The organism is Micromonospora rubida (genome assembly GCF_009908295.1).
Taxonomy (GTDB): domain Bacteria; phylum Actinomycetota; class Actinomycetes; order Mycobacteriales; family Micromonosporaceae; genus Micromonospora; species Micromonospora rubida.
Map to the genome: position 1 here is coordinate 681,041 of NZ_JAAALO010000003.1, position 20,869 is coordinate 701,909.

Below are 20,869 nucleotides of genomic sequence, written 5' to 3' on the forward strand. Positions count from 1 at the left end.
GCGTACGACCGCCGCCCGCCCGCCCCCTGCGCCCACCCCGGCGGCGCCACCGGCCCCCGTCCCGGGTCAGGGCACGTCCACCCGGACCCCGGCGGAGAACACCCCGCTGCGCAGCTCGAGCTGCTTCGGTCGGGTCGGGCCGTCGACCGTGAACACCAGCGGCAGCACCAGCCGACTGCCCGCGGCGAGCGGCTGGGCGAACACGTCCCGCCCCTGGTTGGCCAGCCGGGTCGCCGCCTCGTCGGTGCTGACCCAGGTGCCGCCCGGCAGGTACGCCCGCTGCATCTGACCGTGCCAGGTCTGCTGCTGCGGGCTGACGTTGCGGACCCCGACGGTGGCCTGGCACTGCCCGCCGGCGACCGGCCTGCTCGGGCAGGCGACCCGGTAGACGGTGAACTCCAGCGCCTGCTCGCGCAGCGGCACGCCGACCACCCCCGTCGCGCTGCGCCCCACCCAGGCGCCGCTGGTCGGCTGCTTGGCCGTGTCGATCGCGGCGACCCGCCGGGTGGCGGTCAGCGTGGCCGCGAGGACCACCCCGGCCAGGACCGCCAGGGCCGCCCCCACCAGCAGCCAGACCGGGGGCCGGCGGCGGCGGGCCACGGCCGTCGGCGTGGCGGGCCGGGGGTACACGGTTCCCCGGTCGCTCGTCCCCGGAGCGGTCGCCCCGGCGGTCCCGGCCGGGGCGGTGGCCCCGGGCTGCCGGGCACCGGGGCGCACCCGTCGGCGCCGCTGCCACCACCACAGCCCGCCGAGCCCGGCCAGGAGGACCACGGCCAGCGCGGCGAGCAGCACCGGGGGTCGGCGCCACGGCGGGGCCGCGGTGACCTCGGCCGCCGGCACCGCCGCGCCGCTCCAGGTCGCGGTCGCACAGTCGTACGGCCGGTTCCCGTCGCTGGTGAAGGCGCAGGCCGGCGCGGAGAGCGGCCGGCCCGGCGCGGCGGCGGAGAGCGCCGTGTGCAGCGTGGTGGTGCTGCGGGCGGGCAGGTTGAGCTGCCAGGTCACCTCGGTGCTCGCCGCCGAGCGGGTGGCCCGCCCGCCCGGAGTGATCCAGGTCGCGGACGTCCCGGCCGGCAGCTCCTGGCGCACCGTGGTGGCCAGCGGCCGGCTCCCGGTGTTGCGGACCTGGACCTGGTAGCCCGGCGCGGGTGTGCCGGCCGGCGTGACCGCCACCGTCACCGGTGACGGCGCGCCCTGGGTCGGCACCACCACGGACGGCGAGACCAGCGGCGGCGGCGCGGGAGCCGCCGGCGTCGGCGCCGTCGCCGAGTCGGTGGGTGTCGGGGTCTCCGTCGGCGTGGCGACGGCCGCCGCCGGGCGGGCCGCCGCTGCCGGCGTGGCCACCGCCTCCGGGGCCACCGCGGGCAGTGCCGGCACGGCGGCGAGAATGCCGAGGCAGTGTACGAACACTGCGAGGGCCCTGTGGTGTCGTGTCGATGCAGGCATACGAACGAACCTCCGGTAGCCGACGCTAGGCGCGGCCCCACGTCGTGCGGGTACGAAGTGGCGAACCCGGCCCGCACCGGCGACGGACGACGTAGGGTGGCCGCCCCGGGCCCTCTGCCGACGCCCGCCCGCCGCCCGGGGGTGCACTCCCCGTGCGTAGCAGGAGGGCCTCGCCGCCCTGGCTTGCCCGTCGACGCGGCCGGACCTCGTCCCGGGGCTAGATTGGCCTGGTGCGTATCGCTCGTTTCGCTCATGCCAAGGGAATGTCGTTCGGGGCCGTCGAGGGCGAGCCGGAGGCGGGCCCGCAGGGCCTGACCATCGCCGAGATCGAGGGCCACCCGTTCGGTCAGATCCAGTTCAGCGGCGCCCGGTGGGCGCTCTCCGACGTCCGACTGCTCTCCCCGATCCTGCCCAGCAAGGTGGTCTGCGTCGGCCGCAACTACGCCGAGCACGCCGCCGAGCAGGACAGCGCGGTGCCGAAGGAGCCGCTGCTCTTCCTCAAGCCGTCCACCTCGGTGATCGGCCCGCGCGACGCCATCCGGTTGCCGATCTTCTCCAAGCGGGTCGAGCACGAGGCCGAGCTGGCCGTGGTGATCGGGGCCCCGGGGGCCCGCCGGGCCGACCGGGCTGCCGCCGCTCGGGCCATCTTCGGCTACACCTGCGCCAACGACGTGACCGCCCGGGACCTCCAGCGCTCCGACGGGCAGTGGACCCGGGCCAAGGGCTTCGACTCGTTCTGCCCCATCGGCCCCTGGATCACCACGGACCTGGACGTCACCGACCTGGAGATCCGGTGCGAGGTGGGCCGCAACCCGGAGGAGATGGAGGTGCGGCAGCTCGGCCGGACGCGGGACATGGTCTTCGACGTCCCGGCCCTGGTGTCGTACGTCTCGCACGTGATGACGCTGCTCCCCGGCGACGTGGTGCTCACCGGCACCCCGGCGGGGGTTAGCCCGCTCGTGGAGGGGGATACCGTCACCGTGCGTATCGAGGGGATCGGGGAGCTGACCAACCCGGTCGTCCCGGTCGGCTGACTCGTCGGGGCCCGAAACCGCAGCACAGCATGGGTTTCGGGCCCCCGATTTGGCCTAGCCGGGGCCGGGAGGGTAAAGTTTCTCTCCGGTGCCGCAAGGCACCGAACGGCACCGTGAGGTGCCAATGGGGTATGGGGTAATTGGCAGCCCAACTGATTCTGGTTCAGTTAGTCTAGGTTCGAGTCCTGGTACCCCAGCAATCGGTGTTCGCGAGAGCGCCGGTCGCTGGATCCCACTGGAGAGCAATCCGGTCGCCCGCAAGGGGCCGGAAGAATTCTCTGGTAGAGTTCGGCGGCACCGCCCGGCAGGGCGGTGCAGGAGAAGGTTCTGGCCCCGTCGTCTAGTGGCCCAGGACGCCGCCCTCTCAAGGCGGTAGCGCCGGTTCGAATCCGGTCGGGGCTACAGTTCCGTTCAGCCCGTCTCACTTCGGTGAGGCGGGCTGTTTCGCATTCACGGGACCGGTATTGACCCGTGCGGCCGTAAGGTAGCCGTCGCCGGGCGATGCGGTGGCGACGCTGCGCTCGGCCCCGCCGCCCACCCCCTGCGCGCCGGCGAGGGACCCGCCGCTAGACTACAGCGGCGCCGGCCGGCAGGCCGGTGATGTAGGAAAAGTCTTGGCCCCGTCGTCTAGTGGCCCAGGACGCCGCCCTCTCAAGGCGGTAGCGCCGGTTCGAATCCGGTCGGGGCTACAACTCCACTCGGCCCGTCTCACCTCGGTGAGACGGGCCGTTTCCATCCACCCCCACCCGCCCGCTCCGGCGATCGAGGGGCGTCGGCCTCAGCTCGGATCAAGACGTGAACCCCTTGATCACCGGGGTGAGGCGGGCGGGGGAGGGGGTCAGAGGCCGGAGAGGCGTTGGCCGGCTCTGACCACGGCCATGGCGTGGCGTTCTCCGGGGCGACGGCCGAGGCGCTCGATCGGGCCGGAGATGCTGACCGAGGCGATCACCCGGCCCGTGCGGTCGCGGATCGGGGCCGAGACGCTCGCCACGCCGGCCTCGCGCTCGGCGACGCTCTGCGCCCAGCCCCGCCGGCGCACCTCGGCCAGTGTGCGGCCGGTGAACTTCGACCGGGGCAGCAGCGGCATCACCGCCTCCGGCGGCTCCCAGGCCAGCAGGATCTGCGCCGCCGAGCCTGCGGTCATCGGCAGCACCGAGCCCACCGGCACGGTGTCCCGCAGGCCGCTGGCCCGCTCGGCGGCGGCCACGCAGATCCGCTCGTCCGCGCGGCGCAGGTAGAGCTGGGCGCTCTCCCCGGTGGCGTCGCGCAGCGCGGCCAGCAGCGGCTCCGCCGCTGTCAGTAGCACGTCCGGCGCGGCGTTGGCGAGCTCACCGAGTCGAGGGCCAGGGCGCCAGCGGCCCTGGGTGTCCCGGACCAGCATCCGGTGGATCTCCAGCGCCTGCGCCAGCCGGTGCGCGGTGGCCCGGGGCAGCTTGGTGCGTTCAACGAGTTCGGCCAGGCTGGCGCCGTCGACGCAGGCGGCCAGGATGACCACCGCCTTGTCGAGAACGCCGACACCGCTCATACTGTGTCCCACAAGCCGAAACTTACCTCCCAGAATTTAGGATGTCCAGATGGTGGGAGTCACTCAACCGAGGACCCTGGCCGAGAAGGTCTGGGACGCACACGTCGTCCGGTCCGCCGAGGGCGAACCGGACCTGCTCTACATCGACCTGCACCTGCTGCACGAGGTCACCAGCCCGCAGGCCTTCGACGGGCTGCGGCTCGCCGGCCGCCGCGTGCGCCGCACCGACCTCACGCTCGCGACCGAGGACCACAACACCCCGACGGGGTACGCGGACCCGGCGTTCCAGCAGCGGCGCGGCGACCTGCTCACGATCGCGGACCCCACCTCCCGCACGCAGATCGAGACGCTGCGCCGCAACTGCGCCGAGTTCGGCGTCCGGCTGCACCCGCTCGGTGACGCCAACCAGGGCATCGTGCACGTCATCGGCCCGCAGCTCGGCGTCACCCAGCCCGGCATGACGATCGTCTGTGGCGATTCACACACCGCCACCCACGGGGCGTTCGGCGCCCTCGCGTTCGGCATCGGCACCAGCGAGGTCGAGCACGTGCTGGCCACCCAGACGCTGCCGCAGGCTCGCCCGAAGACGATGACCGTGAACGTCACCGGCCAGCTCGGCCCCGGCGTCACCGCCAAGGACCTGGTGCTCGCCCTGATCACCCAGGTCGGCACCGGCGGCGGGCGCGGGCACATCGTGGAGTACCGGGGCGAGGCGATCCGCGCGCTGTCCATGGAGGGGCGGATGACCGTCGCCAACATGTCCATCGAGTGGGGCGCCAAGGCCGGCATGATCGCGCCGGACGAGACCACCTTCGCGTACCTCAAGGGGCGGCCGAACGCGCCGCAGGGGGCCGACTGGGACGCGGCGGTCGACCACTGGCGGACGCTGCCCACCGACGAGGGGGCGACCTTCGACGCCGAGGTGACCCTCGACGCGAGCCGGATCACCCCGTTCGTCACCTGGGGCACCAACCCCGGTCAGGGCGCCCCGCTGGGCGCGGCCGTGCCGGACCCGGAGGAGTTCGACACCGACTCCGAGCGGGCCGCCGCCCGCCGGGCCCTGGAGTACATGGACCTCGTGCCCGGCACCCCGCTGCGCGACCTCTCCGTCGACGTGGTCTTCGTCGGCTCCTGCACCAACGGCCGGCTGGAGGACCTCCGCGCCGCGGCCGACGTGCTGCGCGGGCAGAAGGTCGCCGACGGCGTACGGATGCTCGTGGTCCCCGGCTCCGCAGCCGTCCGGGAGGCCGCCGAGGCCGAAGGGCTGGACAGGGTGTTCACCGACGCCGGGGCCGAGTGGCGGTTCGCCGGCTGCTCGATGTGCCTGGGCATGAACCCGGACACGCTCTCCCCGGGGGAGCGTTCCGCCTCGACCTCCAACCGCAACTTCGAGGGGCGCCAGGGCCGGGGTGGCCGCACCCACCTGGTGTCGCCGCCGGTCGCCGCCGCCACCGCCGTGGTCGGCCGGCTGGCCGCCCCCGCCGACCTGTAGAAGGGCAGCCGCGACAGATGGACAAGTTCACCACGCACACCGGCACCGCCGTGCCGCTGCGCCGTTCCAATGTGGACACCGATCAGATCATCCCCGCCGTGTACCTCAAGCGGGTGACCCGGACCGGATTCGCCGACGGGCTCTTCAGCGCGTGGCGGGAGGACCCGACATTCGTCTTTAACGATCCTACGCATTCAGGTGCGTCGATTCTCGTGGCGGGCCCCGAGTTCGGCACGGGGTCGTCTCGGGAGCACGCCGTCTGGGCGCTGCGGGACTGGGGGTTCCGGGCGGTGATCTCGCCCCGGTTCGGCGACATCTTCCGCGGCAACGCCCTCAAGGAGGGTCTGCTGCCGGTCGAGTTGGAATTGAAAGCCGTCGAGGAGTTGTGGCGCCTCGTCGAGTCCGACCCCACCGTCGCCGTCACCGTCGACCTGACCTCCCGCGAGGTCCGGGCGGGGGACGCCGCCTGGTCGTTCCCCCTCGACGACTTCAGCCGCTGGCGGCTGCTGGAGGGGTTGGATGACATTGGACTCACGCTCCGCCACGAGGCCGACATCACCTCGTACGAGCGCGGCCGACGGCCGTTCCTGCCCGCCGTGGCATAGCCGTACGCCCGATCCAGCATCGCTTTCCGCCCCCACCGGCCCGCCCGGTGGGGGCGAATCCGTTACGACACAAGGCCTTTTTTCGACCGAATGTTTGTGTCCAGGCAGCACAGGGCATACCGTGCGCGCAGAATGGCTCGCGTCGAGTCAGTTGCACAATTGGGAGGAAGTCGTGAACAAGGCCGAGCTCATCGAGGCGCTCGCCGTTCGCCTGGGGGACCGGAAGACGGCGACGGCCGCGCTCGACGCGGTCCTCGCTGAGGTCCAGGCGGCGGTCACCAAGGGCGAGAAGGTGGCGATCACCGGATTCGGAGCGTTCGAGAAGCGCGTCCGGGGAGCCCGAACAGCGCGCAACCCGCGAACCGGCGAGGCGGTGAAGGTCAAGAAGACATCCGTGCCGACCTTCCGGCCCGGCGCCGGGTTCAAGGAGATGGTGGCCAGCGGCAAGGTGCCGAAGGCCACGGCGGCGGCGAAGAAGACCGCCACGGCCGCCACCAAGAACACCTCCGCCAAGGCGACCGGGGCCAAGGCGACGACCGCGAAGGCCACGACGGCCAAGGCGGCGGGCGCCAAGGCCACCGGTGCGAAGGCGACCGGTGCGAAGGCCACGACGGCCAAGGCGGCGGGTACGAAGGCCGCCGGCACCAAGGCCACCGCCGCGACGAAGAAGGCGGCCCCGGCCAAGGCGACCAAGACGACGGCGTCCAAGGCCGCCACCAAGAAGGCCGCCCCCGCGAAGAAGACCGCGGCGGCGACCAAGTCGACCGCGGCGAAGAAGACCACCGCGGCGGCGACCAAGAGCGCGGCGGCCAAGAAGGCGCCGGCGAAGAAGTCCCCGGCCAAGAAGGCGGCAACCAAGCGCTGACCGGCCGAACCGTCGGAAGGGGCGCCCACCGGACCGGTGGGCGCCCCTTCCACTTGTCCGGGTACGGGTTCCGGTTGTCCTGGTACGGGTTCTGCCCGTTGACCGACGGCGTGCGGCGCGCGCAGAATCGCCGGACCCCCACCGGTCGGCGAAAGGCAGCCCGTGCGCTACCGCCACCTCCACACCGTCACGCTCGCCCTGGGCATCGTCGTTCTGATCGACGTGCTGCGGGTCTTCCTCCCGTCGGTCATCACCATCTTCGGGCAGGCCGCCACCACCCCCGCCGAACTGCTGGGAGCGTTCGCGCTCGGCTGGTTCGTGCTCGCCCTGGCCTTTCCCGCGCTGCTGCGCCGGCTGGGCGCCCGCCCGGTCACCCTGGTCGCCGCCGTGGCGCTGGCCGGCCTCCGGCTCGCCCTCACCGCCGCCCCGGGCGGCCGGGCGCAGCTCTGGCTGGCCACCGCAGGACTGGTGGCCGGGCTGCTCTGGCTGGCCGGCACCGCGGCCGGCACCGACCGGCCGGTGCCGGGGCTGGCGTTGGGGCTGGCCCTCGGCGCGGTCGTGCACGCGGGGCTCGGCACGTACGACCTGGTCTGGCGGGGTGGCTGGGTCGGGTGGGCCGGCAGCGTCGTCCTCGTGGGACTCTTCCTGGCCGGGACGGCCCGTCCCACGCCGCCGGGGCAACCGGGGGGCGATGCCCGCGCGTGGCTGCTCGCCGGCCCGGCGCTGCTGCTGACCGGGATGGTGGCGCTCTCCCCGGCGCTGGCGGCGACGGGGTCCTCCTACCGGCGAGGACCCGGCGACGGCCTCGCCCGCTCGGCAGCGGCCGGCGACGTCTCCGCCCTGTTCAGTTACGCCGTCGCCTTCTTCCTGTTCGCCGCGTTGGCCAGGGCACCACGCGGGTACGCCCGGCTGCTCGGCCCGCTCGCGCTGGTGCTCGGGGCGGTGCTGTTCGCCGCCGGGGAGCCGGGCTGGCTGGGGCCGGCGGTCCTGCTGACCGCCGCCGGCGTCGGCGGGTGCCTCAGCCTCGCCGGGGCCGGGGCCGCAGCCCCGATCGCCCCCGCCGCCCCCCCCGCCGCCCCCGCCGCCGCCCCCGCCCCCGCCGCCCCCGCCGCCCCCGTCGCCTCGGCCACCGCCGTCTCGGCCACCGCCGTCTCGGCCACCGCCGTCTCGGCCACCGCCGTCTCGGCCTCCGCCGGGGCCCCGGGCCGGCCCGGGCGGTCGCCGCTCGCGGTGGTGCTGGGCATGTTGCTCTTCGCCGTCGCCGCCGTCGGCTACTACGCCGCGTACGACCTCGGCTATTCGAACGCGGCGGTGCCGGTCGTCGTGGCCGGCCTCGTCGCGGTCGTGGCGCTCGCCCCGGCCGCCCGGGGCGGGCCGGCCGCGCCGCCCAGGGTGGTCGCCCGGGGCGGGACGGCCGCGCCGCCCAGGGTGGTCGCCCGGGGCGGGACGGCCGCGCCGCCCGGGCCGGCCTCCTGGGCGTGGGCGGGAGGCGTCGCCGCGGTCTTCGGCGTGGTCACCCTCCTCACGACGAACCTGCTGGCCGCCGAGGTCGCCCCGGGCCGGCCCGGCAGCCCGCCCGCCGACGTGCGGGTGGTGGCGTACAACGTGCGGATGGGGTTCGGGATGGACGGACGGTTCGACCCGGACGGGCTGGCCCGGGTGGTCGCCGCCGAGCGGCCCGACGTGGTGCTGCTGAGCGAGGTGGACCGGGGCTGGCTGCTCAACGGCGGCCACGACACCCTCACCCTGCTCGCGGCGCGGCTCCGCATGCCGTACGTCTTCGCGCCCGCCGCCGACCCGGTGTGGGGCGACGCGGTGCTCAGCCGGTTCCCGGTGGAGTCGGCCCGCAGCGAGCGGCTGGCGGCCCTCGGCGCGCCCACCGGCGCCCAGGCGCTCGGCGTCACCCTCGACCTCGGCGGCGACGCGGGCCTCGCGGTGGTCGCCACCCACCTGCAACCGCCGCCGGGCCGGGAGCCGGTGGCGCAGGCCCGCGCGGTGGCGCGGTTCGCCCTGGGGTACGCCGACGGTCGGCCGCTCGTCGTCGCCGGTGACCTGAACACCGAGCCGGGCGCCTTGGCGTACGCGGAGTTCACCCGCGCCGGGCTGGTGGATGCGCTCGCCGTGGCCCGACCCCTGTTCACCAGCCCGGCCGACGACCCGCACGAGCAGATCGACCACGTCCTGGTCTCGCCGGGCGTGGTGGCCGGTGGACCCGTGGCGCCGCGCAGCACCGCCAGCGACCACCTGCCGGTGGCGGTCACCCTAACCCTGCCGCCCACCGCCGCCGGCTGAGAACGCCGCCGGCCGCGCCCTTGCGTCAGAAGCCGCCGGCTGACGCCCGAGCCGAACGCCGCCGGCCGCGCCCTTGCGTCAGAGGCCGCCGGCTGACGCCATCACAGGGGGTCGGCGGCGAGGAGGCGGTCGGCGGCGAACGCGAGCAGCCAGCCGCCGGCCTTCGGGGTGGTGAAGTCGTCGGCGCGGCCGGTGAGGCGTTCCAGCGCCCCGGGGATCACCTTGCCCTGGGTGCACACTCCGGCCATGGCCCCCTCGGCGGCCAACTCGGTGAGGCAGGCCGCGGCGGCCAGCGCCCGCTCGTCCGGGTCCTGGCCGGGCTGCGGCTCGTCCAGGTCACCGGCCACCTCGATCGGCAGGTCGAGGAGGGCCGCCGCCGGGTCCAGGGTCTGCACGCAGCGGCGGGCCGAGGCCGACAACAGCCGGGCCGGGCGGACCAGGGCCACCAGGGGCGCCAGGGCGTGCGCCTGCGCCCAGCCGGTGCCGTCGAGCGGTCGGCAGGCGTCCGGGCCCGACCAGGTGCCGCGCCTGCCGGCGTGGGCGTGCCGGACCAGCGCCACCGTCGCGGTGACCGGCGGCAGGGCGGCGAACGCGGCCAGCACCTCGGCGTCGTGCGGGTAGCTGACCAGGCGCGTCGCCTCCGCGGCGGGGAGCCAGCGGATCCCGTCGACCTCGGTGTCGGGCTGGAAGCCCCCGTCGGCGACCGCCAGCATCGACCAGTAGTCGACCGCCTTCGGCCGGCCCTCGCTGCGGTACCGCATGGTGGGCAGCCGGACCTGCGGCACCGCCCGCACGTCGGCCTCCTCGGCGACCTCCCGGACGGCGGCGGACAGCGGGTGCTCGCCCGCCTCCAGCTTGCCCTTGGGCAACGACCAGTCGCCGTACCGGGGGCGGTGCACGAGGCAGACCAGCACGTCGTCCCCGTCCGGGCGCCAGACGACCCCGCCCGCCGCCCGGATCATCCGTTCCCCCTCCGACATTCGCCCAGCCTAGGCTCAACCCGGGGTGCCGCCGACACGGCGCAGCAGCAGGTCCTGCAGATGGGTCAGCGGCGCGTCCGGCGTTCCCGTCCGCCGGGTCCAGGACCCGTTCCCGGCCAGCTCGAACGCCTCCACGTCGGGGCTGAACGCCGCAGCCAGCACGTGGTCCAGCTCGGCCCGGGCCACCGGATCGCTCACCTGCACCAGCGCCTCCACCCGGCGGTCCAGGTTGCGGTGCATCAGGTCGGCCGAACCCATCCAGAACTCGGCCGCCCCGTTGTTGCCGAACCGGAAGATCCGGGAGTGCTCCAGGAACCGGCCGAGGATCGACCGGACCCGGATGTTCTCCGACAGCCCCGGCACCCCCGGGCGCAGCGTGCACATGCCCCGGATCAGCAGGTCCACGTGCACCCCGGCCCGGGACGCCCGGTAGAGCGCGTCGGTGACCTTCTCGTCGACCAGCGAGTTCACCTTGAACTGCACCAGCCCCGGCATGCCGAGCCGGACGTGGGTGATCTCCCGCTCGATCCGCTCGATCAGCCCCCGCCGGATCCCCTGCGGGGCCACCAACAGCCGCCGGTACGCGGTCTGCCGGCTGTAGCCGGTGAGCACGTTGAACAGGTCGGTGAGGTCGGCGCCGATCTCCGGGTCGGCGGTCAGCATGCCGAAGTCCTCGTACAGCCGGGCGGTCTTCGGGTGGTAGTTCCCGGTGCCGATGTGGCAGTAGCGGCGGATCTGGTTGCCCTCCTGGCGCACCACCAGGGCGGTCTTGCAGTGCGTCTTGAGGCCGACCAGGCCGTACACCACGTGGCAGCCGGCGCGCTCCAGCGTGCGCGCCCAGCCGATGTTGGCCACCTCGTCGAACCGGGCCTTCAGCTCCACCAGCACCACCACCTGCTTGCCGGCGGCGGCCGCGTCGACCAGCGCGTCGACGATCGGGGAGTCTCCGCTGGTGCGGTAGAGGGTCTGCTTGATGGCCAGCACGTCCGGGTCGGCCGCCGCCTGCTCGACGAAGCGCTGCACGCTCGTCGCGAACGAGTGGTACGGGTGGTGCACCAGCACGTCCCCGTCCCGCAGGGTGGCGAAGACGCTGCGCGGCACCTCGCCCTCGGTGAGCCGGGGGTGGGTGGCCGGCACGAACGGCGGGTCCTTCAGGTCGGGGCGGTCGGCGTCGCCGTAGAGCTGCCACAGGGCGGAAAGGTCGAGCAGGCCGCGGACCCGCAGCACGTCGTGGCCGTCCATGTCCAGCTCGCGGACCAGCAGCTCCAGCATGTGGTCGGAGATGGAGGCGGCCACCTCCAGCCGTACCGGCGGGCCGAACCGGCGGCGGGCCAGTTCCCGCTCCAGGGCCTGGAGCAGGTCCTCGTCGCGGTCCTCGTCGACCTCCACCTCGGCGTTGCGGGTGACCCGGAACAGGTGGCACTCGACCACCTGCATGCCGGAGAAGAGCTGCCCCAGGTGCACCGAGATCAGCTCCTCGACCGGGATCACCCGGACCCCGGGGGAGTCCCGGTCGACCCGGACGAACCGGGGCACGTTGTTCGGCACCTTGACCCGGGCGAACAGCTCCGAGCCGCCGTCGGGGTCGCGAACCGCGACGGCCAGGTTCAGCGACCGCCCGGAGATGTACGGGAACGGGTGCGCGGGGTCGACCGCGAGCGGGGTGAGCACCGGGAAGATGTGCTCGCTGAAGTAGGTGCGCAGCCGCTCCCGTTCGGGCGCGCCGAGGTCCGACCAGAACAGGATGCGGATGCCCTCGGCGGCGAGCTTCGGCAGCACGTCGTCGACGGAGCAGGCGGCGTGCCGGCCGACCAGGTCGGCGGTCCGCTCGGTGATCAGCTCAAGCTGGGTGCGCAGCGGCAACCGGTCCCCGCCGCGTACCGGCAGCCCCGCCGACAGCCGGCGCTTCAGCCCGGCCACCCGGACCATGTAGAACTCGTCGAGGTTGCTGGCGAAGATGGACAGGAACTTCGCCCGTTCCAGCAGCGGGGTGCCCGGGTCCTCGGCCAGGGCCAGCACCCGGGCGTTGAAGTCGAGCCAGGACAGCTCCCGGTTGAGGAACCGGTCCTCGGGCAGCGGCTCCGGCGGCGTCGGCTCGTCGGGGCCAGGGTCGGAGTCGGGCGCGGGCGCGGGCCGTACCGCCGCCGGCTGCTCGCTGGGCGCGTCGAGCACCTCCTCCAACCCGGCGGAGGCCGCCCCGGCGGAGGGGCCGGACGCGGTCAGCTCGTCCTCGGCGGTCTCCCGGGGGCGGAAGCGGCCGTCGACGCCGCGCTGGCGGGACCCGTTGCGGGCGGGCGCGGGGTCGACGGGTTCCCGCCCACCGGTGGGGCGGTCGTCGACGGGTGGGTGGTCGTCGGTGGACGGGCCGGTGGGAAGCTCGCGAGGGGTGCTCACCCGCTCATAATGTCCCGGAACGGGTTAACGCAAAATGAACTTCGGCGGGTAGCTCAGGGCATCGTCGGCAGCGTCACCCGGATGATCTCCCCGGCGGCGTCGGTCTCGATCCGGACCCGCTGGCCCAGCCGGAGCAGCCGCAGCCCGGAGGCGTCGAACGCCCGGGCCGGGAAGGCCAGCTCGGTGCCGTCGTCGAGGAGTAGCGCGCCGCTGCGGGTCGCCGCGTCGTAGGTGGCCACCGTGCCCTGCATGGCAGCACCGTACACCCCGCGCCGGGCCGGTCGGGTCAGCCCGGGTGGGCGGCCGACCGGTCGACGCCGGCCAGGGCGGCGGTGCGCGGGCCGAGCCCCAGCCGGGCGGCGGCGGCCAGGTCGGCGGCCGTGTCGACGTCCCGGCGCAGGGTCGGCCAGTCGCCGGTCAGCGGCACCGCGCCGCCCGCCAGGTGAGCCGCCGCCGAGCCGACCCCGAACCGGGGGCCCAGCGGCACGCCGGGCGGCGCGGCGAGCAGCACGGTGCCGCTCCCCGGGGCGTCGGCCACGAACCGGCGTACCCCGGCAAGTCCGGCGGTGGCCGCAGTCAGCGCGGCGGCCAGCTCGGCCGGGCGCAGCGCCGGCAGGTCCGCGGTGAGCCCGGCCACCCATGCCCCGCCGCCGGCGGTCGCGACCGCGGCGCCATGCCGGAAGGCGGCGTTCAGGCCGGCCCCCGGGGCGTCCGGCACGGCCCGCGCGCCCGCCGCGCCGGCCATCGCCGCCACCAGCGGGTCGTCGGTGACCACCACCACGGCGGCCACCGCCGGGCACGCCCGCACCGCGGCGACCGTGTCGGCCGCCAGGGCCAGCGCCAGCTCCTCATGGGGTACGCCGGGCAGCGCCCCGCGCAGCCGGCTCTTCGCCGCGCCGAGGCGCTTCACCGGCACCACCACAGTCCAGGTCCGCTGCCGCACGGCACAATCCTGCCAGCCGGGCGGCGGTACCCTCACTGGCCGTACCCGGGGCGAGCAGGCATGATTTCGCTGCGGGCAGCGCGGGCGGGCGCGGCGCGGCGCGGGTCGGGGCTACGAGGAGGCAGGGTGACACGGCGCAGGCTGGGGTTCTGGCAACGGTTCGCCGTGCTGCTGGTGAAGCCCGTGATGGTGGTCTGGACCCGGCGCACCTGGCGGGGCATGGAGCAGCTGCGCCGCCCCGGCGGGATCATCATCGTGCCGAACCACATGTCACACGCCGACCCGCTGGTCTCCGCGCACTTCATCTACGACGCGGGGCGCTGGCCGCGGTTCCTCGGCAAGGCCAGCGTCTTCCGGGTGCCGGTGGCGGGCTGGATCCTGCACCGCTGCCGGCAGATCCCGGTGGAGCGGGGCACGGCGGACGCCGTCAAGTCGCTGGACACCCTGATCGCCGCGCTCTCCGAGGGGAGCGCGGTGGTGATCTACCCGGAGGGGACCATCACCCGCGAGCCGGAGCTGTGGCCGATGAAGGGCAAGACCGGCGCCGCCCGCCTGGCGCTGGCCACCGGCGCCCCGGTGGTCCCCGTCGCCATGTGGGGCCCGGAGAAGCTCTTCGACCCACGGACCAACCGGTTCAGCCTGCGGCCCCGCATCCCGGTGACCGTGGTCGCCGGTCCGCCGGTCGACCTGAGCCGGTGGGCCGGCTCGACCCCAACCAAGGCCACCCTGGAAGAGATGACCGAGGCCATCATGCTGCGCCTGCGCGACCAACTCGCCGAGATCCGCGGCGGTACGCCGCCACCGCTCTGGGAACGGCCGGCCAGGCCCGCCGTCCCCCGCTCCCTGCCGGGCGAGGGGGGTGCGGCGTGACCGGCCACGTGGCCGTGCTGGGGGCCGGGTCGTGGGGGACGGCATTCGCCAAGATCCTCGCCGACGCCGGCCGGGACGTGACGATCTGGGCCCGGCGTCCGCCGGTGGCCGAGGCGATCCGGTCACGTCGGCACAACCCGGAGTACCTGCCGGACCTGCGCCTGCCGGAGCGGGTCACCGGCACGGCCGACGCCGCCGAGGCGATCACCGGCGCGGAGATCGTGGTGCTGGCCGTGCCGTCGCAGACGCTGCGCGGCAACCTCGCCGACTGGACCGGCCACCTGCACCCGGACTCGACGCTGGTGTCGCTGATGAAGGGCATCGAGCTGGGCACCACCAGACGGATGAGCGAGGTGATCGTGGAGACCGCCGGGGTCACCCCGGACCGGGTGGTGGTGGTCTCCGGCCCGAACCTCGCCCCCGAGATCGCCGCCGAGCAACCCGCCGGCACCGTGGTCGCCGGCACCGACGACGCCCGTGCCCAGCTCGTCCAGTCGTCCATCCGGACGCCGTACTTCCGGCCGTACACCAACGACGACGTGATCGGCTGCGAGCTGGGCGGGGCCGTGAAGAACGTGATCGCCCTCGCGTACGGCATCGCCACCGCGATGGGTTTCGGCGACAACACCCGGGCGATGCTGATGACCCGGGGGCTGGCCGAGACCGCCCGCCTCGGGGTGGCGCTCGGCGCGGACCCGATCACCTTCGCCGGGCTGGCCGGGATGGGCGACCTCGTGGCGTCCTGCTCGTCGCCGCTGGCCCGCAACCGGACCTTCGGCGAGCACCTGGGCCGGGGGGAGACCCTGGAGCAGGCCCAGGCGGCCACCCGGCAGACCGCCGAGGGCGTGAAGAGCTGCCTGGCCATCCGGGACCTGGCCCGCTCGCACGGGGTGGAGATGCCGATCACCGAGCAGATCGAGCGGATCTGCCACGAGGGGATGGACCCCCGGCTGGCCGTGGACCTGCTGATGAGCCGTACCGCCAAGCCCGAGTCGTACGAGTGAGGCCCGCATGAGCGCACCGACCAGCGACGGCGACGGCACCCGCTGCGTGCGGGCCGGCCTACCCGAGCCGACCCCGGGGCAGCCGTTCCTGCCCGGGCCGGTCCTCGCCGCGACGTACCACCTCGACCCGTGGCAGGGGCCGGCGGCCACCCCGAACGGGTACGGCCGGCCGGACAATCCGACCCGCCGGCTGCTGGAGGCGGCCATCGGCGAGCTGGAGGGCGGCGACGTCCGGGTCTTCGCCAGCGGGCAGGCGGCCGTCACCGGCCTGCTGCTGGCGCTGCTCCGCCCCGGCGACACCGTGCTGCTCCCCGCCGACGGGTACTACCCGATGCGGACGTTCGCCACCGACACCCTGGCCGGGATCGGCGTGCGGGTGCTGTTCGCGCCGACCGCCGGGCCGTACCCGTCGTTCGACGGGGTCCGGCTGGTGCTGCTGGAGACCCCGGCCAACCCCGGCCTGGACGTCGCCGACATCGCCGCGCTGGCCCGGGACGCGCACGCCGCCGGTGCCCTCGTCGCGGTCGACAACACCACCGCCACGCCGCTCTGCCAGCGCCCACTGGATCTCGGCGCGGACCTGGTGGTCGCCTCCGGCACCAAGGCCCTGACCGGGCACTCCGACCTGCTGCTCGGCTACGTGGCGACCCGTACGCCGGAGCTGCTCGACCCGGTCGCCGCCTGGCGCACCGTCACGGGCGCGGTGCCCGGGGCGTTCGACGCGTGGCTGGCGCACCGCTCGCTGGCCACCCTCGACCTGCGGCTGGCCCGGCAGTCCGCCAACGCCGGGGCGCTGGCCCGGCTGCTCGCCGGCCGCCCCGACGTGACGGGCGTGCGCTGGCCGGGCCTGCCCGAGGACCCCGCGTACCCGGTGGCGGCGGCGCAGATGCGCCGGGTGCCCGGGGTGCTCGCGTTCGACCTGGGCGACGCCGAGCGGGTCGGCCGGTTCGTCGACGCGGCCCGGCTGGTGGCCGCGGCCACCTCGTTCGGCGGCCTGCACACGACGGCGGACCGCCGGGCGCAGTGGGGCGACGACACCGCCCCCGGCTTCGTCCGGCTCTCCTGCGGGGTGGAGGACACCGCCGACCTGCTCGCCGACGTCACCGCCGCCCTGGACGCCTGAGCGGAAGGCCCTCGCCAACGCCTGCGGCAGGGGGCCCTTCTCACCTCCGCGCGGGCGGAGCGCGACGGGCCGGCGGCCGGTTGGCCGTGGGTCGGCGGGCCGGTGGGCTATCGTGAGCAAGCCCACATCGGGCCCCCGACCGGAGGAGGTGAGTCCGATCCCCCAGCGAGAAGGACCGGCGCTCCGCCCCGGGTCCGTGCCGCCGCGACGGTAGGCCGCCCACGGGAGCGCCGACGAGCGTTCCCCGGAGGCTTCACATGACATCCATCCAGTTCCACCCCGACCGTCCCGCCCTCGTTTCCCGGCTGCGCGCCGCCGGCTGCGTCTTCGCCGAGGACGAGGCGGAACTGCTCATCGCCGCCGCCGTCTCGGCCGAGCGGCTCACCGACCTGGTCGACCAGCGGGCCGCCGGCCTGCCGCTGGAGCACCTGCTCGGCTGGGCCGAGTTCTGCGGCCTGCGGGTCGGCGTCGACCCCGGAGTCTTCGTCCCGAGGACGCGTACGGCGCTGCTGGTCTCGGCCGCGGCGGCGGTCACCCGACCGGGCGCGGCGGTGCTCGACCTGTGCTGCGGGTCCGGCGCCGCCGCGCTGGTCCTCGCCAGCCGGCTCGCCCCCCGCTGGCTGGCCGCCGCCGACCTGGACCCGGCCGCCGTGGCCTGCGCCCGGCGCAACCTCGCCCATCTCGGTGTGCCGGTCTACCAGGGCGACCTGTTCGAGCCGGTGCCGGTGCGGTGGCGGGGCAAGCTCGACCTGGTCGTGGCCAACGCCCCGTACGTGCCGACGGACGCGGTGGCGCTGATGCCGCCCGAGGCGCGGCTGCACGAGGCCCCGGTGGCGCTCGACGGCGGGTCCGACGGGCTAACCGTGCTGCGCCGGGTGGCCGAGGCGGCGGCGGACTGGCTCGCCCCGGGCGGGCACCTGGCCGTGGAGGTGAGCGTCGGTCAGGTCGACACGCTGTGCGCGACGCTGACCGGTCTGGGCCTGGTGCCGGCCGTGGTGCACGACGACGACCTCGACGCCACCGTGGTGACGGCCCGCCGCCCCGGCTGACCCGGCCCTTCGGCGACGGCCCGTCGGTGCCGACCCCGACGGGCCGGGGCGTTTGCGGTCGCCGGGGCGCGGGGACAGGACGCGGGGGTGGGGTGGTGGCCCACCCGCCGGCCGGCGGTGCGGACCGGGCGGCGGGTGGACCACGACGAGGGGCCGGGCGGGTGCCGGCCGGGGTGGGCCGCGCCGGACGGCCGGGGCGGGACCCCCCGGCCGGCCGGCGCGGCGGTCAGGGGCGGGGCGGGGACGCGGCGAAGGCGGTCCAGGCTGCCGGCGGGAAGGTCAGCGCCGGGCCGGCCGGGTCCTTGGAGTCGCGGACCGCGATCGCGCCGGGCACGACCGCCATCTCCACGCAGGCACCCTCGTCGCCGCTGCGGCTGCTCTTGCGCCATCGCGCCGCAGCCAGTGCCGCGCTCGTCGTCGGGGTCATGGTCCTACCGTCCTTTCAGCATGCGGAAGAGCTGATCCCGGCTGGCCGCAGGGCTGAGCGCGACCGTCCGTAGATGCTCCATGATCTTGGTGCAGGTGCGCAGGTCACCGGGCCGGTCCAGGACCATCTGCCCGGCCACCGTCTCCACCGACGCGATGATCGGATCCGCCGGGTCGGGAAACTCCAGAATGTGCAGCGAGCCCCGGGTGCCCCGGTGGTAGCCCGCGACCAGCGGGATCACCTGGACGGTGATGTTGGGCAGCTCGGACGTCTTGAGCAGATGGCGCAGTTGCTCCTCCAGCACGCTCCCACCGCCCACCGGCCGCAGCAGCGCGCCCTCGTCGATGATCGCGTCGAGGATCGGTGGATTCTCGTCGGTGAGCCGCTGCTGGCGGTCGAGTCGCAGGTGGACCCGCTGTTCCACCTGGCCGTCGCTGAGGGTGTGCGGGCCGCCCCGCATCACCGCCCGGATGTAGTCGGCCGTCTGCAACAGGCCGGGCACCACGGACGGCTCGAAGTTGGCGATGCCGGTCGCCTCCGCCTCCAGCGCGATGAAGTCGATGGTCCGCCGGTCCAGCAGGTACGAGTAGGACACCCACCAGCCCGGCTTGCGGGCGTCCTTGGCGAGCTGGACGGCTGCGGCGAGCTCGTCGGCGCCCACGCCGTAGAGGGTGAGCAGGGCGCGCACCGTGGCCGGGCTGATCAACGTCTGGGCGTTCTCGTACCGGGACAGGGTGCTCCGGGTGCTGTTGATCTCGTCGGCGGCGGCTTCGAGGGTGAGGCCGGCGGCCTCTCGGTGGGTGCGCAGCGCGATGCCGAGCCGTCGGGCCCTGGCGGTCTTCGGTGCCATGCCATTGATGGTGACACACATCTTCGGGAACGTGTACATGAGAGAACGCCGATGAGAGTTGCATTCACGCCTATCCACGTGTCAATGTGTGACCAGTTCCTCACCGCCGGTTGTCGTGGCGACGGTGGTGGTGAGTGACCGGAGGGGATGGGGCGCGTGGCGATCGGGTTTTCTCCCCCGTACCCGATCGCCGCGTGCCGCCACCCGGGACGCACCGGAAGGGAGTCGCATGACGGTGACCGCCTCCTGGCCCAGGGTGTCGCGGTGCCGCTGGTGCGCGCACCCGGTGCTCCGCGACAACGACGACGCGTGGATCCACGCGAGCCTGGCCTACGTCTGCCGGGACCGCTCGGGCGGCCTGGCGGCGACCACGGCGGAGCCGGAGCAGGCGTCCGCCCGGGCGGGTCGGGGCGGGACTGGAGGGCGGCCATGACCCGGTTCTTGGTGGTGCTGACCGACGTTCGGCCCGTCGACAGGCCCGTCCGGGACGAGCGACGCGCGCCGGAGCGGCGTCGTCAGGTGGTCGGCGCGAGCAGCCGGGAGGCGGCCGACCGGATCGCTGGCGCGTTCACGGCGCTGGGCATGGTGCGGGCCGGCCGGCAGCGGGTGAAGGTGATCGCGGTCGGCCGCCGTTACGGCCTCTGACCGCCGGTCGACCGCCGGCCGCCCCGACTGCCGGAGCTGCTGAGATTACGCTGCGTATAGGCTATGTTGACCGGTTGCGGTGTATTGCCGCTCTCCCCGGGTATCGGCATCCGTGTCTCGCCACCCACAGTAAGGTCAACCGGGCGAGCGCCATCAGCCTCGCAGTCGCGGACGAAAGGGTGACCGAGTGACCACCCCAGGCAAGACCCGTGTGGCCCTCGTCTTCGGCGGCCGAAGCCCCGAACACGGCATCTCCTGCGTCAGCGCCGGCAGCGTGCTCGGCGCGCTCGACCCCGACGAGTTCGAGGTGGTCCCCGTGGGCATCACCCGGGCCGGCAAGTGGGTGCTGACCAGCGGTGACCCTCGCGACCTGGCGATCAGCGCCCGGCTGCTGCCGGAGATCACCGCCGAGGCCGGCGTCGACATCGTGCTGCGCGCCGACCCGACGGGCAACGGGCTGATGGTGCTCGACCCGACCCAGGGCCCCCGGGCGCTCGCCGACGTCGACGTGGTCTTCCCCGTGCTGCACGGCGCCTACGGCGAGGACGGCACCATCCAGGGCATGCTGGAGATGGCCGGCATCCCGTACGTCGGGGCGAACGTCTTCGCCTCCGCCGCCGCCATGGACAAGGAGTTCACCAAGAAGCTCTGCGCCGCCGAGGGCATCCCGGTGGGGCCGTACGCCGTGTTGCGCAACGGGGTGACCCTCGCCGAGGAGGACAAGCAGCGGCTCGGCCTGCCGGTCTTCGTGAAGCCGTCCCGGGCCGGTTCGTCGTTCGGCATCACCAAGGTCGACGACTGGGCCGACCTGGAGGCCGCCGTCGCCGTCGCCCGGGAGATCGACCCGAAGGTGCTGGTCGAGGGGGCGATCGTCGGCCGGGAGATCGAGTGCGGCGTGCTGGAGGACGAGGCCGGCGGCGGGGCCGAGGCGTCCCTGCTGGCCGAGGTGCGCGCCGGCGGCGAGCACGACTGGTACGACTTCGAGGCGAAGTACCTCTCCGAGCCCGAGTACGACCTCCCGGCGCCCCTGCCCGAGCACGTCACCCGCCAGGTCCAGGAGTACGCCGTCCGCGCGTTCGCCGCGCTGGACTGCGCCGGGCTGGCCCGGGTCGACTTCTTCGTCACCCCCGAGCTGGACGTCTACCTCAACGAGATCAACACCATGCCGGGGTTCACCCCGACGTCGATGTTCCCGCTGATGTGGGCCGCCTCCGGGCTGGAGTACCCGAAGCTGGTCAACCGCCTGATCCGCACCGCCCAGCGGCGCGGCGTGGGCCTGCACTGAACCCCGCACCCGGCCCGCTGCGCCGGGCGGGCCCGGCCCGCGC

20 protein-coding genes and 3 tRNA genes are annotated in these 20,869 nt (G+C 74.6%); 15 read left to right on the plus strand and 8 right to left on the minus strand.

The window, feature by feature from the left end:
• Window positions 1–66: 66 nt before the first annotated feature.
• Complete coding sequence (locus GVV04_RS12725; RefSeq protein WP_161687793.1) at window positions 67–1,443, minus strand: hypothetical protein; 1,377 nt, start codon at window positions 1,441–1,443, stop codon at window positions 67–69.
• Window positions 1,444–1,673: 230 nt separating this feature from the next.
• On the opposite strand from GVV04_RS12725, the gene GVV04_RS12730 reads away from it, so the two are divergent.
• The 4 genes from GVV04_RS12730 (at window position 1,674) to GVV04_RS12745 (ending at window position 3,166) form a co-directional block, all read left to right on the plus strand.
• Window positions 1,674–2,477, plus strand: a complete 804-nt coding sequence (locus GVV04_RS12730) for a fumarylacetoacetate hydrolase family protein (RefSeq protein WP_161687795.1) — start codon at window positions 1,674–1,676, stop codon at window positions 2,475–2,477.
• 125 nt (window positions 2,478–2,602) lie between these two features.
• Window positions 2,603–2,674 (plus strand) — tRNA-Gln (locus GVV04_RS12735).
• Window positions 2,675–2,806: 132 nt separating this feature from the next.
• A tRNA-Glu gene (locus GVV04_RS12740) sits at window positions 2,807–2,879 on the plus strand.
• Window positions 2,880–3,093: 214 nt separating this feature from the next.
• Window positions 3,094–3,166: transfer RNA gene (locus tag GVV04_RS12745), tRNA-Glu, on the plus strand.
• Between the two features lie 149 nt (window positions 3,167–3,315).
• On the opposite strand, the gene GVV04_RS12750 is transcribed toward GVV04_RS12745, so the two are convergent.
• Window positions 3,316–4,002: an IclR family transcriptional regulator gene (locus tag GVV04_RS12750; protein ID WP_007456408.1), complete on the minus strand. Its 687-nt coding sequence runs from the start codon at window positions 4,000–4,002 to the stop codon at window positions 3,316–3,318.
• Between the two features lie 49 nt (window positions 4,003–4,051).
• Here GVV04_RS12750 and leuC point away from each other — a divergent pair, with 49 nt between their 5' ends.
• The 4 genes from leuC (at window position 4,052) to GVV04_RS12770 (ending at window position 9,256) form a co-directional block, all read left to right on the plus strand.
• A complete protein-coding gene (leuC, locus tag GVV04_RS12755) occupies window positions 4,052–5,494 on the plus strand; it encodes a 3-isopropylmalate dehydratase large subunit (protein WP_161687797.1) in 1,443 nt (480 codons plus the stop codon).
• Window positions 5,495–5,511: 17 nt separating this feature from the next.
• The gene (gene leuD, locus GVV04_RS12760) at window positions 5,512–6,099 is read left to right on the plus strand and encodes a 3-isopropylmalate dehydratase small subunit (RefSeq protein ID WP_161687799.1); all 588 of its coding nucleotides are present in this window, start codon (window positions 5,512–5,514) and stop codon (window positions 6,097–6,099) included.
• A 172-nt stretch (window positions 6,100–6,271) separates the two neighbouring features.
• The gene (locus GVV04_RS12765; protein ID WP_328822341.1) at window positions 6,272–6,964 is read left to right on the plus strand and encodes an HU family DNA-binding protein; all 693 of its coding nucleotides are present in this window, start codon (window positions 6,272–6,274) and stop codon (window positions 6,962–6,964) included.
• Window positions 6,965–7,126: 162 nt separating this feature from the next.
• Window positions 7,127–9,256 (plus strand): endonuclease/exonuclease/phosphatase family protein, encoded by a 2,130-nt coding sequence (locus GVV04_RS12770; RefSeq protein ID WP_161687803.1) that lies wholly within the window; start codon window positions 7,127–7,129, stop codon window positions 9,254–9,256.
• Between the two features lie 101 nt (window positions 9,257–9,357).
• Here the strand turns inward: GVV04_RS12770 and GVV04_RS12775 are convergent, their stop codons facing one another.
• From GVV04_RS12775 to cofC, 4 genes are all read right to left on the minus strand, one after another.
• Window positions 9,358–10,236, minus strand: coding sequence for an NUDIX hydrolase (locus GVV04_RS12775; RefSeq protein WP_161687805.1), 879 nt, complete (start codon window positions 10,234–10,236; stop codon window positions 9,358–9,360).
• Window positions 10,237–10,251: 15 nt separating this feature from the next.
• Window positions 10,252–12,459 (minus strand): RNA degradosome polyphosphate kinase, encoded by a 2,208-nt coding sequence (locus GVV04_RS12780; protein ID WP_407938798.1) that lies wholly within the window; start codon window positions 12,457–12,459, stop codon window positions 10,252–10,254.
• Between the two features lie 224 nt (window positions 12,460–12,683).
• The gene (locus GVV04_RS12785) at window positions 12,684–12,881 is read right to left on the minus strand and encodes a cold-shock protein (RefSeq protein ID WP_161687807.1); all 198 of its coding nucleotides are present in this window, start codon (window positions 12,879–12,881) and stop codon (window positions 12,684–12,686) included.
• Window positions 12,882–12,916: 35 nt separating this feature from the next.
• A complete protein-coding gene (cofC, locus tag GVV04_RS12790; protein ID WP_328822343.1) occupies window positions 12,917–13,573 on the minus strand; it encodes a 2-phospho-L-lactate guanylyltransferase in 657 nt (218 codons plus the stop codon).
• Window positions 13,574–13,699: 126 nt separating this feature from the next.
• On the opposite strand from cofC, the gene GVV04_RS12795 reads away from it, so the two are divergent.
• The 4 genes from GVV04_RS12795 to GVV04_RS12810 all read left to right on the plus strand — a co-directional run bounded on the left by GVV04_RS12795 (window position 13,700) and on the right by GVV04_RS12810 (window position 17,619).
• Window positions 13,700–14,443: a lysophospholipid acyltransferase family protein gene (locus GVV04_RS12795; protein ID WP_161687811.1), complete on the plus strand. Its 744-nt coding sequence runs from the start codon at window positions 13,700–13,702 to the stop codon at window positions 14,441–14,443.
• A complete protein-coding gene (locus tag GVV04_RS12800; RefSeq protein ID WP_161687813.1) occupies window positions 14,440–15,447 on the plus strand; it encodes an NAD(P)H-dependent glycerol-3-phosphate dehydrogenase in 1,008 nt (335 codons plus the stop codon). The genes GVV04_RS12795 and GVV04_RS12800 overlap by 4 nt, the downstream gene beginning before the upstream one ends.
• Before the next feature lie 7 nt (window positions 15,448–15,454).
• Window positions 15,455–16,570 carry a cystathionine gamma-lyase gene (locus tag GVV04_RS12805; protein ID WP_161687815.1) on the plus strand — a complete coding sequence of 372 codons (1,116 nt, stop codon included), beginning with the start codon at window positions 15,455–15,457 and terminating at the stop codon, window positions 16,568–16,570.
• A 257-nt stretch (window positions 16,571–16,827) separates the two neighbouring features.
• Window positions 16,828–17,619 (plus strand): putative protein N(5)-glutamine methyltransferase, encoded by a 792-nt coding sequence (locus GVV04_RS12810; RefSeq protein ID WP_161687817.1) that lies wholly within the window; start codon window positions 16,828–16,830, stop codon window positions 17,617–17,619.
• Between the two features lie 226 nt (window positions 17,620–17,845).
• Here the strand turns inward: GVV04_RS12810 and GVV04_RS12815 are convergent, their stop codons facing one another.
• Window positions 17,846–18,046 carry a DUF397 domain-containing protein gene (locus GVV04_RS12815; RefSeq protein WP_161687819.1) on the minus strand — a complete coding sequence of 67 codons (201 nt, stop codon included), beginning with the start codon at window positions 18,044–18,046 and terminating at the stop codon, window positions 17,846–17,848.
• Between the two features lie 4 nt (window positions 18,047–18,050).
• Window positions 18,051–18,896 (minus strand): helix-turn-helix domain-containing protein, encoded by an 846-nt coding sequence (locus GVV04_RS12820; protein ID WP_161687821.1) that lies wholly within the window; start codon window positions 18,894–18,896, stop codon window positions 18,051–18,053.
• 229 nt (window positions 18,897–19,125) lie between these two features.
• Between GVV04_RS12820 and GVV04_RS12825 the strand changes: the two genes are divergently transcribed.
• The 3 genes from GVV04_RS12825 to GVV04_RS12835 all read left to right on the plus strand — a co-directional run bounded on the left by GVV04_RS12825 (window position 19,126) and on the right by GVV04_RS12835 (window position 20,826).
• Window positions 19,126–19,329: a hypothetical protein gene (locus GVV04_RS12825; RefSeq protein WP_161687823.1), complete on the plus strand. Its 204-nt coding sequence runs from the start codon at window positions 19,126–19,128 to the stop codon at window positions 19,327–19,329.
• Complete coding sequence (locus GVV04_RS12830; RefSeq protein WP_161687825.1) at window positions 19,326–19,541, plus strand: hypothetical protein; 216 nt, start codon at window positions 19,326–19,328, stop codon at window positions 19,539–19,541. The genes GVV04_RS12825 and GVV04_RS12830 overlap by 4 nt, the downstream gene beginning before the upstream one ends.
• 187 nt (window positions 19,542–19,728) lie before the next feature.
• Entirely contained in the window at window positions 19,729–20,826 is a 1,098-nt protein-coding gene (locus GVV04_RS12835; protein ID WP_161687826.1) for a D-alanine--D-alanine ligase family protein, read from the plus strand.
• The last annotated feature ends 43 nt before the right edge of the window (window positions 20,827–20,869 follow it).